This window comes from Streptomyces sp. NPDC054757, assembly GCF_053612185.1.
On record NZ_JBSHBW010000015.1, the window covers coordinates 67829 to 84778 of the forward strand.

Annotated in this window: 12 protein-coding genes; 10 read left to right on the forward strand and 2 right to left on the reverse strand. The window is 71.9% G+C overall.

Translation table 11 applies throughout. From position 1 onward, the window contains the following. Positions 1–56 precede the first annotated feature (56 nt). Both ACWGKJ_RS19140 and ACWGKJ_RS19145 read left to right on the forward strand, forming a co-directional pair. Entirely contained in the window at positions 57–3206 is a 3150-nt protein-coding gene (locus ACWGKJ_RS19140) for a discoidin domain-containing protein (RefSeq protein ID WP_385022066.1), read from the forward strand. A gap of 96 nt (positions 3207–3302) precedes the next feature. Continuing rightward, on the forward strand, positions 3303–5645 hold the full coding sequence (locus ACWGKJ_RS19145; RefSeq protein ID WP_385022069.1) for a GH92 family glycosyl hydrolase: 2343 nt from the start codon (positions 3303–3305) through the stop codon (positions 5643–5645). Here the strand turns inward: ACWGKJ_RS19145 and ACWGKJ_RS19150 are convergent. Further along, on the reverse strand, positions 5635–6897 hold the full coding sequence (locus tag ACWGKJ_RS19150) for an MFS transporter (protein WP_385022072.1): 1263 nt from the start codon (positions 6895–6897) through the stop codon (positions 5635–5637). The two genes, ACWGKJ_RS19145 and ACWGKJ_RS19150, sit on opposite strands and share 11 nt — an antisense overlap. A 73-nt stretch (positions 6898–6970) precedes the next feature. On the opposite strand from ACWGKJ_RS19150, the gene ACWGKJ_RS19155 reads away from it, so the two are divergent. Next, entirely contained in the window at positions 6971–7744 is a 774-nt protein-coding gene (locus ACWGKJ_RS19155; protein ID WP_385022075.1) for an AraC family transcriptional regulator, read from the forward strand. A gap of 41 nt (positions 7745–7785) precedes the next feature. Here ACWGKJ_RS19155 and ACWGKJ_RS19160 read toward each other — a convergent pair whose 3' ends face one another. Then, the gene (locus ACWGKJ_RS19160; protein WP_385022078.1) at positions 7786–8202 is read right to left on the reverse strand and encodes an SH3 domain-containing protein; all 417 of its coding nucleotides are present in this window, start codon (positions 8200–8202) and stop codon (positions 7786–7788) included. A 287-nt stretch (positions 8203–8489) separates the two neighbouring features. Here ACWGKJ_RS19160 and ACWGKJ_RS19165 point away from each other — a divergent pair, with 287 nt between their 5' ends. The 7 genes from ACWGKJ_RS19165 to ACWGKJ_RS19195 all read left to right on the forward strand — a co-directional run bounded on the left by ACWGKJ_RS19165 (position 8490) and on the right by ACWGKJ_RS19195 (position 16908). Further along, positions 8490–9944 carry an SDR family NAD(P)-dependent oxidoreductase gene (locus ACWGKJ_RS19165; RefSeq protein ID WP_385022081.1) on the forward strand — a complete coding sequence of 485 codons (1455 nt, stop codon included), beginning with the start codon at positions 8490–8492 and terminating at the stop codon, positions 9942–9944. A 322-nt stretch (positions 9945–10266) separates the two neighbouring features. Continuing rightward, positions 10267–10437, forward strand: coding sequence for a hypothetical protein (locus ACWGKJ_RS19170; RefSeq protein WP_385022177.1), 171 nt, complete (start codon positions 10267–10269; stop codon positions 10435–10437). 127 nt (positions 10438–10564) lie between these two features. Then, complete coding sequence (locus ACWGKJ_RS19175) at positions 10565–12637, forward strand: SpoIIE family protein phosphatase (protein ID WP_385022085.1); 2073 nt, start codon at positions 10565–10567, stop codon at positions 12635–12637. A gap of 134 nt (positions 12638–12771) precedes the next feature. After that, positions 12772–14223, forward strand: a complete 1452-nt coding sequence (locus ACWGKJ_RS19180) for a wax ester/triacylglycerol synthase family O-acyltransferase (protein WP_385022170.1) — start codon at positions 12772–12774, stop codon at positions 14221–14223. A 19-nt stretch (positions 14224–14242) separates the two neighbouring features. Further along, on the forward strand, positions 14243–15199 hold the full coding sequence (locus ACWGKJ_RS19185) for an aldo/keto reductase (protein ID WP_385022173.1): 957 nt from the start codon (positions 14243–14245) through the stop codon (positions 15197–15199). A 6-nt stretch (positions 15200–15205) separates the two neighbouring features. Then, a complete protein-coding gene (locus ACWGKJ_RS19190; RefSeq protein WP_385022088.1) occupies positions 15206–16054 on the forward strand; it encodes an amidohydrolase family protein in 849 nt (282 codons plus the stop codon). A 104-nt stretch (positions 16055–16158) separates the two neighbouring features. After that, complete coding sequence (locus ACWGKJ_RS19195) at positions 16159–16908, forward strand: LytR/AlgR family response regulator transcription factor (protein WP_385022091.1); 750 nt, start codon at positions 16159–16161, stop codon at positions 16906–16908. The last annotated feature ends 42 nt before the right edge of the window (positions 16909–16950 follow it).

A 16950-nucleotide genomic window follows, 5' to 3' on the forward strand; every position in this document is an offset into this window, starting at 1 on the left:
GACAGGAACCAACAATGATCGCGTTCTGACAACGTTGTCCAAGGAGGCGGAGCGGCGTGTCGCACCACCCGTACCAGCCGAGCCGACGCCGTTTCGCCCAACTGCTGGGCGTCTCCGCCGCACTGACGGCCGTTCCGCTCGTGACGGGCACACCCCCCGCCGCCGCGGACAGCGGCCGGCCGGCCCGCGGCGGCCACCCCGACACGGTGGCGGGCACCTACTACCGGGTCCTGCTCGACCACACCCGCTGGTCCGAGACCCAGTGGGACGCGAAGTCCGGCCACTACACCGCCACCGACTTCGGTTTCGCCGTCGTCCTGGGCCATGCGCTGCTGCTGACGCGCGGCACCTATGACGCGGACGCCGCGGGGGTGGACGAAGCGACCCTGCGCGCGCGGACCCTCGCCACGATCCGCCACTTCGCCGCTTCCAACCGGCTCACCGGCGGCACCGAATGGGGCCGCACCCTCTTCTTCGACACCACCTTCCAGTCGTACTTCATCCTCGCCGCACGGCTGCTCTGGTCCGGCCTCGACGAGAAGACCCGGGCGAACGTCGACACCATCGCCCGCGCCCAGGCCCGGTACACGACATCCCTCGGCACCGGCGACGACCCCGCGTCGGGCAGCTGGACCCCGCACGGCGCCACCGGCGGCTTCCAGGGCGACACCAAACTGGAGGAGATGGGTGTCTACGCCCAGTCGCTCGCACCGGGCCTCGCCTGGGCGCCCTCCGACCCCCAACAGGACGCCTGGCGTGCCGCGTTCGGCCGCTGGAGCCGCAACGAGACCGGGCTGCCCGCGGCCGACCTCGCCAACCCGGCCCGGGTGGACGGCGTACCGGTCAGCGACAACACCGCGCAGAACCTGTACGACACGTTCATCGTCGAGAACCACGGCTCGTTCGGCCCGCACTACCAGGAGGAACTCTGGCGCACCTCCGGCCGCAACGCCGCCCACTTCATCACCGCGGGGCAGCCGCTCCCCGAGGTACTCACCGCCCAGCCGAACGCCGGCCCGCTCTGGGACACCCTGCTCACCATGGCCAGCGACGCGGGCGAACCGCTGATGCCTATGGTCGAGGACCGCGAGCATCTGTACGGGCGCGATGTCATCCCGCTCGCCTTCCTCGCCCAGGTCGTCGGGGACCGGGCGGCGGCCCGCGCCGAGGCCGCACTCGCCGACCGGCTCGTCGCCTACCAGGCGTACCCGCCGGAGCACCGGATGGCGAAGTTCTCCGGGGAGCCCAAGTACGAGCCCGAGGCCCGAGCCGAGATCGCCATCAGCTATCTGCTGCACGAGTGGCGCGCCCGCACCGGCTCCCCGGTGCGCCCGCTGAGTGAACGTCAGCTGTTCGAACAGGCAAGCGGCGCAAAGGACTTCGGCGCCGGGCCCGGACTGCTGGCCCATCAGTCGCCCGGCGCCTGGGCGGCCGCTGTCACCAAACCCGGCTTCGTGAAGTTCGCCTGGCAGCCCGCCCACGACGACTGGCTCTTCGCGCTCAGCGGTCACACCCCGATGTTCCTCCCCGGCACCGGCGCCAAGGTGACCGCCCGCACCGCCGTGACGTACAGCGCGCTGCGCGACGGCTTCGACGGGAGCGCCAGTCTGCTCACCCTGGACAGCGGCTTCGCCGGCCTGACCACGCTGCCGTCCGGCGCGGTGGTCTACGCGACGTCCGGCACCGGTGCGGGGGAGGGCCATCTGGAGGTGCGGAACCTGACCATGCCGGGCATGCCAGGACTGGACGGCAGCCGCACCTACACGGCGGCCGACGGAGCGGTCACCGTGCCCGCGCAGGACGGCGCCGCGCCCACGGCGACAGCCGGACGCACCGACGAACTCCCCTGCGCGGCAAGCGAGTTCCGCTATGTACGGATGCAGGGAATCACCCCGGACCCGGCCTACGGATACTCGCTCTACGCCATCGAGGTCCGCGATGGTGCCACAGGCACCGACCTGGCCAGGGGCGCCACCGCCACCGCGTCGTCCGAGGACACCGGCAGAGCGGCGGCCCTCGCGGTCGACGGCGACAACACGACCCGCTGGGCCGTGTCCCGCGCCGACCGGGGCCGGGCGGACAGCAGCCTCACCGTCGACCTCGGCACGGGGCGCCGGTTCGACCGGGCCACCCTGCGCTGGGAGGCCGCGGCCGGCCGTGCGTACACCGTGCAGGGATCGACCGACGGGCGGAACTGGACCGAGCTCGCCCGCTATCCGCACCCCGATCTCACCAGCACGGGTGACTGGCTCTGCGTGGACGGGCGGGCCGGGCTCGTCGTACGCGGAGCGCGCAGTCCGCTCGCGGTGTACGGCGACACGGTCGTCCTCTGCGACGGGCCCGCCCAGCCGCTGCTCGTGGAGGGGTACCCGTCGGCCGACCCCGGCCGGACCCGCGCCGCCGCGGGCAGGAAGGTCCCGGCGGCCGACCACCCGGGCGTGCTGGCCTGTGACGCGGAGGGGTATCTGAGCCTCTTCAACCTCACCGCGCAGCCGGTCACCAGCACGGTCACGCTCCCGCAGGACACCCGCTCGGTCCGGCTCTACCCGGGCGACCAGCGCGTCACCGCGACGGGCACCGCGTACACGGCCGCACTCGGCGCGGCGGCGGCGGTCCTGGCCCCGGCACGGCTCACGCTGCGTACGGCGAAAGGCACACGGGTCCCCGCCGGGATGCGGGCCGAGGTGACCGACGCGGGCACGGTACGGCTCACCGGTCCTTCCGGCCGGTACACCGTCACCGCTCCGGGCGGCCACAGCGCCCGGGTGACCCTGCGCTCCGGACGCCCGTACGAGGTCAGGGTCCCGGGAGTCACCCCGTACCCGCTCACCGACGCCGCGCTCGGCCGGACCACCTTCCCGACGGCTCCGCTGCCGCCCGGCATGTCGGACCCCGCGGCGGCGGTCGACGGGCAGTCCCACACGTCGTGGACGCCGGGGCCGGGCGGGCGGATGGTGGTCGACCTCGGTTCGGTACGGCGGGTGAGCGCGGTGCGGGCGGTGTGGACCGGCGGCCGGACACCGGCGGCGCAGGCGGAGCTGAGCGCCGACGGCATCGGTTACCGGCCCGCCGGCCGGCTCTCCGCACGCTCCCGCCACGGTCATGACAGCGCACTGACCACGGACGGGTCCGCCCGCTACGTCGCCCTTTCCGTCCCCGGCTGGCGCCACGGCGACGCGGCGCTCGTCTCCCTCAGCATCACCTGAACCGGCGCCCCGCCGCCCGCCCCGATTCCCACAGCCCCCAGAGTCCCGGACCGGGCACCCGTAGTTCCCCCTTCATCCTCGCGGAGGTCTCCACCCATGTACTGGACACAACGGCTGCGCGGCGCAGGGACGGCCGTGGCCGCCGCAGCGCTCATCGGCGGGGTGCTCGCCGCGCCGGCGGCCGAGGCCGCGGGCGCCGGTCACGGTGGCCGGCTCACCGATCTCGTCAACCCGTTCATCGGTACGGAGAACGAGGGGAACACCTACCCGGGGGCCGCGGTGCCCTTCGGCATGGTGCAGCTCTCGCCGGACACCGGGCACAACACCGGCTACGACCACGCCCAGAACGAGATCCGCGGCTTCTCCAGCGTGCACATCTCAGGCGTGGGCTGCGGGCTCGGCGGGGACCTGCCGACCCTGCCGACCACCGGTGACGTCACCGAGACCGACTACGCCAAGTACGCGGCGAAGTTCAGCCACGACACCGAGAAGGCGAGCCCCGGCTACTACAAGGCGGTACTCGACTCGGGCATCACCGCCGAACTCACCGCCACCAAGCGGACCGGGGTGCAGCGCTACACCTTCCCCGCCACCGACAAGGCCAACGTCCTGCTGAACGCGGGCCAGTCGCTCCACAAGACGGTCTCCACCTCCGTAGAGGTCCTCGACTCCCGGACCATCCGCACCGCCATCACGGGCAGCGGCTTCTGCCAGGACACCAAGCCGTACACCCTCTACACCGTCACGCACTTCGACCGCCCCTTCACCACGTCGGGCACCTGGAAGGACGGCACGGTCACCCAGGGCTCACGCAAGTCCACCGGGACCGGCGGCAACGGCGCCTGGGTGCGCTTCGACACCTCCAAGGACCGCACGGTCGAGGCGACCACGGCCATCAGCTACGTCGACGCGACGGGCGCGGCCCGAAATCTGCGCGCCGAGGGCGGCAGGAGCTTCGACCGCGTCCACCGCGCCGCACAGGCGAGCTGGGAGGACCGGCTGGAGGACGTACAGGCGCAGGGCGGCAGCGACACCCAGCGCCGGACGTTCTACTCCTCGCTCTACCGGTCGTTCCTCGCGCCCAACATCGGCAGCGACACCGACGGCCGCTACACCGGCTGGGACCAGAAGATCCACCGTGCCAAGGGGTTCGACTACTACCAGAACTGGTCGCTGTGGGACACCTACCGCACCCAGACCCAGCTCCTCTCGCTCCTCGCGCCGCGCGAGGAACGGAACATGGCGATCTCCGTACTGAAGATCGACGAGCAGAGCGGCTGGCTGCCCAAGTGGGGTTACGGCACGGTCGAGACCAACATCATGACGGGCGACCCGGTCACCCCCTTCCTCACCAACGCCTACCGGCAGGGGCTGCTCAAGGGGTACGAGGAGCAGGCGTACCGGGCACTCAAGAAGAACGCCGACGGGACCCCGCCCACCGACTCCCCGGCGGTCGGGCGTGAGGCCAACGTCCAGTATCTGAAGGACGGTTTCGCCCCGTACATCAAGGACCGCCCCCATGCGAAGCCCGGCGACTCGGACTTCGACCACGGCGCGTCGGCCACCCTGGAGTACGCGCTCTCCGACGCCATGCTCGGCCAGATGGCTCGCGACCTCGGCCACCGGGCGGACGCCAAGCGCTACGCGGCCCGTGCGCAGAGCTACCGCAACATCTTCGACCCCTCGACCGGCTTCTTCCGCGCCCGTGACGAGAAGGGGAACTTCACCGGTCCCGCCGACCCGGCGCAGGGCGAGGGCTTCCACGAGGGCACGGCCTGGCAGTACCAGTGGATGGTCCCGCAGGACCTCTCCGGCATGGTCGACCTGATCGGCGGCAAGGACGCGGCCAACAAGCGCCTCGACTCCTTCTTCGCCTACGACCAGCTCCTCGCGGACCCGGCGAAGACGGCCACCGACGTGTGGGTCAACGGCCCGTACGACTACTACAACGCGGACAAGTACAACCCGCAGAACGAGCCCGACCTGATCGCCCCGTACACCTATCTCTCCACCGGCCAGCCGTGGAAGACCACCGATGTCGTACACGCCGCGCTGACGCTCTTCACGGACACCCCGACCGGTATGACGGGCAACGACGACCTGGGCACCATGTCCGCCTGGAACGTCCTGTCCTCCATCGGGGTCTTCCCGGTCCAGCCCGGCACCGACACCTGGGGCCTCTCGACACCCGCCTTCCAGCGTGTCGACCTGAGGCTCGACCGCCGCTACTACCCGCAGGGCCGCTTCACGGTGAAGGCGCCGGGGGCCTCGGACACCGACCGGTACATCCAGTCGGCGGCCGTGGACGGCAGGGCGCACGCGAAGACGTATCTCACCACCGACGAGATCCGCTCCGGCCGCACCCTCTCCTTCAGCGTCGGCGCCAAGCCGTCCGGCTGGGGTACGGAAGCCTCCGCCGCCCCGCCCGTCATCCGCTGACCGACGGCCGCTCCGCCCCGCCCGTCCCCGCGCCCGGGGGCGGGCGGTCCCCTTCGCGGGCGGGCAGCACCCCCACGGCCAGCCCGGCCAGTGCCACGCCCGCCCCGGTGGCCACCACGGCGGGCCAGCCACCGCCCGCCCACGCCAGCGAGCCCACCAGCGAGCCCAGCGCGATCCCGAGGAAACGGAAGGTGAAGTAGAGGGTGTTGAGGCGGCTGTGGATGCGCGGCTCCAGGGTGAACAGCACGGTCTGGCTGACGGCCTGACCGCCCCAGACCCCCACATCGAGCACGACGACCCCGGCCACCAGCCACCAGAAGCGGCTGCCGCCCGGCAGCAGCACCAGCCACCCTGCGATGACCAGACCGGTCAGCGCCGCCAGCGCACCGCGCCGGCCGATCCGGTCGGCCAGCCGCCCCGCGGACGGTGAGAGGAGCGCACTGGCCGCGGCGACCAGACCGAACAGCCCGACGCCGGTCGGCCCGATGTGGAAGTGCTGCTCCAGGAGGAAGGTCAGCGTGGTCCAGAACGCGCCGAACGCGATGCCGACCAGCGCTCCCGACACGGTGATCCGGCGGACCAGCGGATGGGCCAGGAAGAGCCGCGGCAGCGAGGAGAGGGTGGCCCGGTACGAGGCGGCGCCCGCGGCGGCGGGGACGTAAGGCAGCGCCCCGCGCAGGACCAGCACCAGTGCCAGGGTCAGCAGACAGGAACAGCCGAACACGGCCCGCCAGCCCGCCAGTTCGGCCAGCGACCCCGAGTAGGCGCGGGAGGCGAGCACGCCCATCAGCAGGCCGCCCTGCACGGTGCCGACGATCCGCCCCGCGCCCGCCCGCCCGTCGCCCGCCAGGGCGACCGCGAGCGGGGTGACCAGCTGCGGGACCGGCGACAGCAGACCGACGGCGAACCCGGCGGCGACCAGCCAGCCGAGCGAAGGGGCCAGCGCACACCCCGCGAGTGCGACGGCCGACCCGGTACCGAGCCACAGGATCAGCCGCCGCCGGTCCTGGCTGTCGCCCGCCGGTACGACCAGCAGGATGCCCGCCGCGTAGCCGAGCTGGGTGGCGGTGGGAACGGCGGCCAGCGCGTCGGGCCCGGCCCGCAGCGAGGCGGCCGCCGCCCCCATGAGCGGCTGGCTGAGATACACATTGGCGGCCGTGACGGCGCTGGTGGCGGTGAGCAGCAGCGTCAGCTGACGGGTCCTGGCTCTGGCCGCACGGCCCTGGCCTGCGGAAATGTTGGATTCGATCACATGAGTCGACGTTAGGGCGGGCACCCGGTGGCATACTTTCTCCGCTACGCCAACGTCTATCGAGAATGCGCCAATGTACGGGAAGAGCGAGCAGCGCGACGACTACCAGTCGGTGCCCAGGCCGCTGGCCGCGATGGCCAGGGACCTCCCCGACGGCCACCACATCCCGCCCCACCACCACCGGCGGGCCCAGCTGATCTACGGCACGACCGGGGCCATCACCGTGGTCACCGGCCACGGCGCCTGGGTCGTCCCGGCCACCCGGGGTGTCTGGGTGCCGGCCGGCCTCACCCATGAGATGACCTGCGCGGGGGCGGTCGCGATGCGCACCCTGTACATCGAGCCCCAGCCGGACCTGCCACGGGAGCCGACCGTCGTCTCCGTCTCGCCCCTGCTGCGCGAACTGATCGAGGAGGCGGCGCGGCTGCCCGTGGAGTACGACCCGGAGAGCCGCGACGGCAAGGTCATGGAGCTGCTGCTCCTCCAGCTGACCCCGCATCCGGTCCCCGCGCTGCATCTGCCCGCCCCGGCGGACGACGGCCTCGCGTCCCTCTGCGCGGCTGTCCAGCGGGCCCCCGGCGCCGACTGGCGCACCGGGGCGGCCGCGGAGTTCGCGCATCTCAGCCCCCGTACGCTGCAGCGCAGATTCCCCGCCGCAACCGGAATGAGCCTGGCCCGCTGGGTTCAGCAGGCCAGGCTCATTCACGCGGTGACACTTCTCGCCAGGGGAGTGCCGGTCACTTCGGTGTCCGGCGCGCTGGGCTATGCGACGCCGAGCGCCTTCACCGCGATGTTCCGCCGTGCGCTCGGTATCAGTCCCACCGGGTACTTCACCCCGGGGCGCTGAGCGCGCCGGGCATCCCGGGCGTGCTCAGCCGATGGGGCTGATCAGCCCTTGGCGCCCTTCGGCACCGAGTTGATCATTTCACGGCTGCTGCGCTGGACGTCCTTGCAGTAGTTCACGAAACCGGTGTTGTCCACGTAGCGCGCCGAGATCCAGGTGTTGCTGTCGCGGAGCAGGTACCAGATGGTGTTGCCGTCGATGTTCTGGGCGCGGACCTTGCAGCGCAGGCCCACCTGCTGGTGGAAGCGGAGCGAACCCCGCACGGAGGAGTCCGTGCTGGGGTACATCCGCTGGATCAGGCCGGAGGGGGAGGTGACCGTGCCGTACGGGCGCGGCGGGGCGGCCTGGGCCGGGGCGGCGGCCATCAGGGTGGCTCCGAGGGTCAGGGCGGTGGTCAGCGCGCCTGCGCCCGCGATGATGTTCCGGCCGCGGGCGGTGCGGAGGGCAGCGGTTGTGGACAAGACGTTCTCCTGTTTCTTGAAGCGCAATGACACTCATTGGCGCGAGTGGGACATTAAGCCGCAAAATGCCCAACGAGTGGGAGAACACGCGGTGTTGGGCCGAACGTGTGAGGCTGAAACCCGTGCTCGCCGGTGGTCCGGCGGGCGGTGAAGGACGGGTCTTCCGGGTGCTGGAGGGGCTGAGCGCGGGGCCGCCTTTTTTGGTATCCCGCCCGGCTGCGTATATCTTCGTCAGTTGGTCGATGGCCGACTGCTGACCTGGGGCTACGGAACACAGAGGGACGACGATGACGGTGACAGAGGACAGCCAGGCGTTCGGCCCGGGCATCGATCCGGAGCGGCTGGCTCTCTGCCTCAGTGTGCTCGACGAGCTGGACAGCATCGATGTCGACCATCCGGACGCCGTCGCGGTGCGCCGTGCCACCGCCGGTGTCTACCGCACAGTGAAGCAGCGCCGCCGGCAGGAGCGCCGGGCCGCGAAGACCGCCCACGACAAGGCCGTCACGGAAGCCACCGCCACCGGCTCGGCCGAGCGCATCGACGACGAGACCCAGGGCGTGCTGCCCTCCTCGCGGGCCCGGGGTGAGATCGCGGGCATACTCCAGCGTCCGCGGTCCTGCTACATCTGCAAGGCCCGGTACGTCGAGGTCGACGTCTTCTACCACCAGCTCTGCCGTGACTGCGCCGCCGAGAACCGCGCGCGGCGCGACGCCCGTACCGACCTCACCGGCCGGCGGGCCCTGCTCACCGGCGGGCGGGCCAAGATCGGCATGTACATCGCGCTGCGGCTGCTGCGCGACGGCGCGCACACCACCATCACCACCCGGTTCCCGAAGGACGCGGTCCGCCGCTTCAAGGCGATGCCCGACAGTGACGAGTGGATCCACCGCCTCAAGGTCGTCGGCATCGATCTGCGCGACCCCGCCCAGGTCATCGCCCTCGCCGACTCGGTCGCCGCCGAGGGTCCGCTGGACATCCTGATCAACAACGCCGCGCAGACCGTGCGCCGTTCCCCCCAGGCGTACAGCGAGCTGATCGCCGCCGAGACCGCGCCGCTGCCCGCGGGGGAGCTGCCCGCGTCGCAGGTCATCGGTGCCTTCGGCAGCGGTGCGCAGGTCTCCCTGCCCAGCGCCAGGCCCGGCGGGCTGAGCGCCCAGGACGTGGCCGAGCTCGCCCTGGTGACCGGGTCCGCGTCACCGGCAAGGATCGAGGCCGGCACCGCGATCGACGCGGGCGGCCTCGTGCCGGACCTGCACGACACGAACAGCTGGATCCAGACCGTCGAGGAGGTCGACGCGGTCGAGCTGCTCGAAGTCCAGCTCTGCAACTCCACGGCGCCGTTCATCCTGATCAGCCGGCTGCGCCCGGCGATGGCGGCCGCGGCGGCCGGCCGTACCTATGTGGTGAACGTGTCCGCGATGGAGGGCGTCTTCAGCCGCGGCTACAAGGGTGCGGGCCACCCGCACACCAACATGGCCAAGGCCGCGCTGAACATGCTCACCCGTACCAGCGGACAGGAGATGTTCGAGTCGGACGGCATCCTGATGACCGCGGTGGACACCGGCTGGATCACCGACGAGCGCCCGCACCCCGACAAGATGCGCCTCGCCGACGAGGGCTTCCACGCACCGCTCGACCTGGTCGACGGCGCGGCGCGGGTCTACGACCCCATCGTGCGCGGCGAGGCCGGCGAGGACCTGCACAGCGTCTTCCTCAAGGACTACGCCCCCGCGAACTGGTAGGGCCGGCGCCCAGGCCCGGTCGGCGCCACAGGTCTGTCCGCCCCGAGGTGCCTTCTGGCCGATTTCGGCAGATCATGGCCGGGTGGGCGTCCTTCTGAACGGAAGGCAAAGAAAACTTGGCCGACCGACTGGCGCCCCTATCGAGCGGAACCCCGCTCATTTGGTTACTCTGATGTGGGCGGACAGCCGAAGAGGTTCCACCAAATCTCTCGTCCCGTCCCGGGACAGGCACGCACCACGGCCGCGCTCCCGCCAGAAAGCCGGCGCCACCGCGTCCGAACTGCCCCTGTCCATGCGGTTACGCGACACAAAGGAGTGCGCGGTGACATCAGAGACCATCACCAAGCGCGAGCAGCGCCCGGCGGAACGTACCGGGATCGTCCGGCCCGAGAAGCTTCAGAATCTCGACGTCTGGGCCAGGTCGGCCCCGATCAGGCTGGCCGGTTACGAGGACGACCTCGCCGAGCCCCACATCCTGCAGGGGATCGACTGACCGCTGCACGCACACCACCGAACGGCCCGTTCCGCACCTGGAGCGGGCCGTTCGCGTGCTCGGGGTGCGGACGTTCCGGAGCGGGAGCGGGGGAGAAGAATGGGACGAACCATGACAGAGTGATCACATGGTTGAACGGGCACAGGGCGCCCTGTCCCTGCCATCGGACTGGCCCGCCCACCCGGATCTGAGCCTCGCCCTCAACCGTATGGGCAGCTTCGACTGGGATCTGGACACCGGGCTGATGCACCTCGATCAGGCCGCCCTCGACGTGTTCGACCTCTACGCCGACGAGTACGACGGCCGCCCGGAGACGCTCGCCCGGCGGGTCCCGCCCGACGAGTCGAGCCGACTCGACGCCATGGTCTCGCAGGCGCTCAAGGGCGGAGTCACCACCTACGGCGCGTACTTCCGCATCCGCCGCCGCGACGGTTCGCTGCGGTGGACCCATACCCAGGGCGCTGTCCGGCGCGATGCGACGGGCCGCCCGCACCGGATCATCGGCATCGTCAGGCACGCGGACCAGGAACTCACGGACGCCTCGGTCCGTATCGCCCTGGATGACGAGGGTCGGCGGAGATCCAGTGTGGTCGCGGGCACGGCGGCGGCGCTGGCCCATGCCCGTACCGTCCAGGACGTCACCGATGTGCTCAGCGACTCACGGGGCCTCGAATACCTCGGTGTGACCAGTCTGGTCATGGGGCTCGTCGAGGCCGGGCGGATCCGGCTGGTCGCCGACGGGCCCGAGGGGAGCTATGTGCCGGGCACCCGGTACACCCGGGTGGACGAGCAGTTCCCGATGAGCGAGGTGGTCCGGACCTTCGCCCCCCGCTTCATCGAATCGCCGCACGACTTCGCCGTCTCCTACCCCCGGCTGTGGCCCCACATCAAGGACCTCGGCATCACATCGGCCGCCTATCTGCCGCTGATCGCGCAGGCCAGACCGATCGGTGCGATCGGTCTGCTCTACCGGGACAAGGCCGGCTTCAGCGCCGACGAGCGTGATCTGCTGATCGCGCTCGGCAGTTCCATCGGGCAGAGCCTCCAGCGGGCCATGCTCTACGAGCAGGACCACGACCTCGCCCAGGGGCTCCAGCAGGCCATGCTGCCGCGCCGGATACCCGAGGTCGCCGGGGGACAGGTCGCCGTCCGCTACCGCTCCGCCGGGGCGGGCCGTGACATCGGCGGTGACTGGTACGACGTGATCCCGCTGCCCGGCAGCCGGTTCGGCATGGTCATCGGGGATGTGCAGGGGCACGACACCCACGCGGCAGCCGTCATGGGCCAGCTACGCATCGTCCTGCGGGCCTACGCGGCCGAGGGGCACAGCCCGGCGACCGTGATCGCCCGCGCATCCGACTTCCTGCACCAGCTCGACACCGACCGCTTCGCCACCTGCCTGTACGCGGAGGTGGATCTGGCCACCGGGGTGGTCCAGCTCGTCCGCGCCGGACATGTCGATCCACTGCTGCGGGCGCCCGACGGCACCTGTCGCCGGGTGCCGGTGGAGGGCGGACTGCCGCTGGGGCTCTCCGCCGAGTTCGGCCGGCTCGACTACCCGGTCGCCATCCTGGAACTGGACCCCGGGCACACCCTGCTGCTCTTCACCGACGGGCTGGTCGAGCGGCCCGGTACCGACCTTGACGAAGGGATGGAGCGGCTCACCCGGCTGGTCCGGTCGGGCCCCCGTGATCTCCAGCTCCTCGCCGACCAGCTGTGCGAGGTGGTCGACGAGTGGGGCGGCGCCGACGACGTCGCGGTGCTCCTGCTGCGCAGACAGGGGGTTGAGGCCCCGCAGACCGGGGGCAGGCTGCAGCAGCGGGTGGCCCAGTCCGACCCCGAGGCGCTCACCGCCGCACGCCACATGGTCCGTGCGGCGGTACGGGCCTGGGGCGCGGCGGAGCGCGCTGACGACATCGAACTGGCCGCCGACGAACTGCTGACCAACGCCCTGCTGCACACCGAGGGCGGTGCGGAGATCACCCTCAGGGTCCTCGCCCGGCCGCACCGCAGACTGCGGGTCGAGGTCAATGACGGCTCCAGCGCGCTGCCGCGCCTGCGGGAGGCGGGGGAGACCGGGGTCTCCGGGCGGGGACTTGTGCTGGTGGCTCGGCTCGCGGACCGGTGGGGGGTCGAGTCCCGGGGCAGCGGCAAGTGCGTCTGGAGTGAATTCGCCCTGCCCGGGACGACGTCGATGTGAGGGATACCAGTTAGTAACTGTAAGTATCGAGATCGTACTTGACCGTAACTGACCCATGGAGCTTGACTGCTGCATCCCGGGTGTCCGCCCATGGCATCGCGGCACCGGCTCCCGACGACGACATCGAGGATCTGTTGAGCTCCGAGCCGCTGGCCCCGCTTGATCTCGCGTTCTGGCACCTCGAATCCGCGGAGCACCCCATGCATCTGGGGGCGCTCGCGGTCTTCGGGCCCGGTACCGGCCCGGGGCCCGCCCCCGGCGACGTCATGGAGTTGCTGGCGGAGCGCGCCGCCGCCATCCCCGGGCTGCGGATGTCTGTACGCCCCGTGCTGCTGCCCCTCGGCGGCGCCGCCTGGTCCGAGGACAGACACTTCGACGTATGCCGCCATCTGCGCCATGTCGTACTGCCCGAAGGGGACTTCGCCGCCGGGGCGAACGGCCTCGCGGGGGAGCTGATGGAGCGGCCGCTGGAGCGCGGGCGCCCGCCCTGGGAGATGTACGTGCTGACCGGGCGGTCCGGCGGCCCCTTCGCGGTCCTGGTCAAACTCCACCACGCGCTGGCCGACGGGATGCGGGCGGTGGCGATCGGTGCCGGGATCTTCGACCAGATCGCGGACGGGCGCGGCGCGGAGGGCAGAAGGACGCGACCCGTACCGCCGCGCTCCTGGCTGCCGGGCCCCGGGCAGTTCGCGGGGTTCGCCAGGGAGCGGATCGAGGAGCTGGGCCGGGCCGTGGGGATCGGCGCCTCCGTCATGCGGGCCAGCCGCATCGACCTGTGGGCCGGGTCCGCGCTGGCTGCCAGCTCCAGCGGCACCCGGCGGCTGGCCACCGCCGTGCTCGACCAGGACGAGGTGCTGCGGGTGCGCCGGGAGGCGGGCGGCACCGCCAACGACGTGCTGCTCGCGGTGGTCGCGGGCGGGCTGCGCCGCTGGATGCTGGAGCGCGGGGAGCGGCTGCCGGCCGCCGATCCGCGGGCCCTGGTGCCGGTGTCCCGTCGCCGCCCCGGCTCCCCGCCCGGCTCGGCGAACAGGCTGTCCGCGTATCTGCTCGGCCTGCCGGTCTCCGAACCCGATCCCTGGCGGCGGGTCGGCCGCGTCCGTGCGGCCATGGACCGCAACAAGGCGGCCGGGCCCGCGCGCGGGCCCGGCGCGGTGGCCGTACTCGCGGACCGGCTCCCGCCGCTCGCCCACCGGGTGGGCGCCCAACTGGCCGGGAGCGCGGCCCGGATGCTCTTCGACGTCCTGGTCACCAGTGTGCCGCTGCCTCGCTCGACGCTCTCGCTCGGCGGCTGTCCGCTCCGGGAGCTCTACCCGCTGGCGCCGCTCGCGCACGGGCAGTCCCTCGCCGTCGCACTCTCGGCCTACGGCGGGCGGATCCACGTCGGGCTGGTCGCGGACGGGAAGGCGGTGCCGGACGCGGGGCGGCTCGCCCAGTGCTTCTCCGACGAGCTGTCCGCTCTGCTGGACATCACGGAGGAGAGAGCGGCGGAGGGGAGAATCTCTGGGGAGGGGGTCGCGGACGAGAGGTTCGCGGAGCAGGAGTTTGTGGAGGAGAGATCATGCAAGGGTGTTGACGCCCTGAAGTGATCCGATGAATATTCGTGTGATGCGGCGCAACAAGATCGGAAACGGCACGGTCGGCATCACCGAACTGTCCTTCGGGGCGGCCGGGATCGGCAATCTCTTCACCCCGGTGGACCCGGCGGACGCCCGAAAGGCCGTCGACGCCGCCTGGGACGCGGGCATCCGGTACTTCGACACCGCGCCGCACTACGGGCTCGGACTCTCCGAGGAGCGGCTCGGCGACGCACTGCGTGAACGGCCCCGTGCCGCGTACGTGGTGTCGACCAAGGTAGGACGTCTGCTGAAGCCAGGTCCAGGGGAGGGCGACGACCTCTCCAACGGGTTCGCGGTCCCCGCCGACCGCCACCGGGTCTGGGACTTCAGCGCGGACGGGGTGCGGCGCAGTATCGAGGAGAGCCTGGTCAGGCTCGGCACCGACCGGATCGACATCGCCTATCTGCACGATCCGGACGACCACGCCGAGGACGCCTTCCGGTACGCCTACCCCGCCCTGGAGCAGCTGCGCGCGGACGGGGTGGTCGGCGCCATCGGCGCCGGGATGAACCAGACGGCGATGCTCACCCGCTTCCTGCGCGACACCGACGCCGACGTGGTGCTCTGCGCCGGACGCTGCACCCTGCTCGACCAGTCGGCCCTGGATACTCTGCTGCCCGAGGCGCAGGCCCGCGGCAGGAGCGTCGTCGTCGGAGGCGTCTTCAACTCCGGCCTGCTGGCCGACCCCAGGCCGGGCGCCCCGTACGACTACGGAGCGGCGCCCGCCGGCGTCCTCGACCGCGCCCTGCGGATGAAAGCCGTCTGCGAACGGTACGGGGTCCCGCTGCGGGCCGCCGCCCTCCAGTTCCCCCGGCGTCACCCGGCGGTGGCGAGCGTGCTCGTCGGCACCCGCTCGGCGGCCGAGGTGCGGGACGCCGCCGAGATGCTGGAAACCGGCATACCGGAGGCGCTCTGGGACGAGCTCGCCGCACTGCGGGAGGGCTGAGAGCCGATGCGGATCATCGACGCCCACCACCATGTGTGGGACCTCTCCGTACGCGACCAGGACTGGATCACCGGGCCCGGACTGGCCCCGCTGCGAAGGAACTTCGCACTCGAAGAACTCGCACCGCAGGCACGGCAGGCGGGTGTGGCGGCCACCGTCCTCGTACAGACCGTCACGGTCGCCGAAGAGACCCCGGAGTTCCTGGCCCTGGCCGGGCGGAGCGGCCTGGTCGCGGGCGTGGTCGGCTGGACCGACCTCACCGATCCCGCGATCGCCGACACTCTCGCCGCGCTGCGTGAACTGCCGGGCGGGGAGCATCTGGTCGGCATCCGGCACCAGGTGCAGGGCGAGCCGGACCCCGGCTGGCTGCTGCGCCCCGATGTCCGGCGCGGTCTCGCCGCCGTCGCGGGGGCCGGACTGGCGTACGACCTGATCCTCCTCGACCACCAGCTCCCGGTCGCCGCCGCTGTCGCCGCGCAGCTGCCGGAACTCACCTTCGTACTCGACCATCTGGGCAAGCCGCCCATCGCCGACGGGACGCTCCAGCCCTGGGCATCCGATGTGCGCGCCCTGGCCGCCCGGCCCAACACCGTCTGCAAACTCTCCGGGATGGCTGCCGAGGCGGGCCCGGACTGGACGGTGGACGGGCTCCGTCCGTACGCCGATACGGTGTTCGACGCCTTCGGCCCCGGCCGGCTGATGTTCGGATCGGACTGGCCGGTCTGCACCCTCCATGCCTCCTACGCCCAAGTCGCCGACGCCGCACACCGGTTGACCGACGGTCTGAGCGAAGCCGAGCGCGCCGAGGTGTTCGGGGGGACTGCGGCTCGGGTCTACGGAATCGCCACGCCCTGATCAACAGCACGATCTCAACGCCCTCTGCAACAGAGCCCATTGGGGACGCTCCGGCCGGCCCTTCGCGGGCCGTGGGCCACGCCCCGGGCCGTACACTCCGGGCCATGCTGCGCGTACTGGCCGTGGACGACGAGGAGCCCGCCCTTGAGGAGCTTCTGTATCTGCTCCGCAGCGACCCCCGGGTCAGCAGTGCGGAGGGCGCGCCGAGCGCCACCGAGGCGCTGCGCCGGATCGGCGGCGCCCTCGGCACCGGGGCCGGGGGAACGGCCACCGTCGATGTCGTCTTCCTCGACATCCACATGGCCGGGCTCACCGGTCTCGACATCGCCCAGCTTCTCGCGGGGTTCGCCCGGCCCCCGCTGGTCGTCTTCGTCACCGCGCACGAGGGCTTCGCGCTGCAGGCGTTCGACCTCAAGGCCGTCGACTACGTCCTGAAACCGGTGCGCAGGGAACGCCTCGCCGAGGCCGTGCGCAGGGCCGCCGAACTCGTCGCCGACCGGGCGGCCCCGGTCCTGGACACGGCCGACCAGATCCCGGTCGAACTAGGCGGAGTCGTCCGCTTCGTCGACGTCTCCGACATCACCTATGCCGAGGCCCACGGGGACTACGTGCGGCTGCACACCCCCGACGGCAGCCATCTCGTCCGCGTCCCGCTCTCCGCCCTGGAGGAGCGCTGGCGCGCTCGCGGCTTCGTCCGGATCCACCGCAGCCGCCTCGTCGCACTGGACCGGATCGACGAACTGCGCCTGGAGGCGGGCTCCATGAGCGTACGGATCGGCACGGCCGAACTCCAGGTGAGCCGGCGCCATGCCAGGGCGCTCCGCGACCGCCTCATGCGCCGCCCCGGCCGCTGACCCGGGTCTGCTGAACCCGGGGCCGCCGGCACCCGGCCGCTG

Excerpts from the sequence above, each read along its gene's own strand:
- ACWGKJ_RS19155 (WP_385022075.1), top strand. The coding sequence starts at position 6,971 with ATGTACGGGAAGAGCGAGCAGCGCGACGACTACCAGTCGGTGCCCAGG.
- ACWGKJ_RS19190 (WP_385022088.1), top strand. The coding sequence starts at position 15,206 with ATGCGGATCATCGACGCCCACCACCATGTGTGGGACCTCTCCGTACGC.
- ACWGKJ_RS19165 (WP_385022081.1), top strand. The coding sequence starts at position 8,490 with ATGACGGTGACAGAGGACAGCCAGGCGTTCGGCCCGGGCATCGATCCG.
- ACWGKJ_RS19195 (WP_385022091.1), top strand. The coding sequence starts at position 16,159 with ATGCTGCGCGTACTGGCCGTGGACGACGAGGAGCCCGCCCTTGAGGAG.
- ACWGKJ_RS19185 (WP_385022173.1), top strand. The coding sequence starts at position 14,243 with ATGCGGCGCAACAAGATCGGAAACGGCACGGTCGGCATCACCGAACTG.
- ACWGKJ_RS19175 (WP_385022085.1), top strand. The coding sequence starts at position 10,565 with ATGGTTGAACGGGCACAGGGCGCCCTGTCCCTGCCATCGGACTGGCCC.
- ACWGKJ_RS19145 (WP_385022069.1), top strand. The coding sequence starts at position 3,303 with ATGTACTGGACACAACGGCTGCGCGGCGCAGGGACGGCCGTGGCCGCC.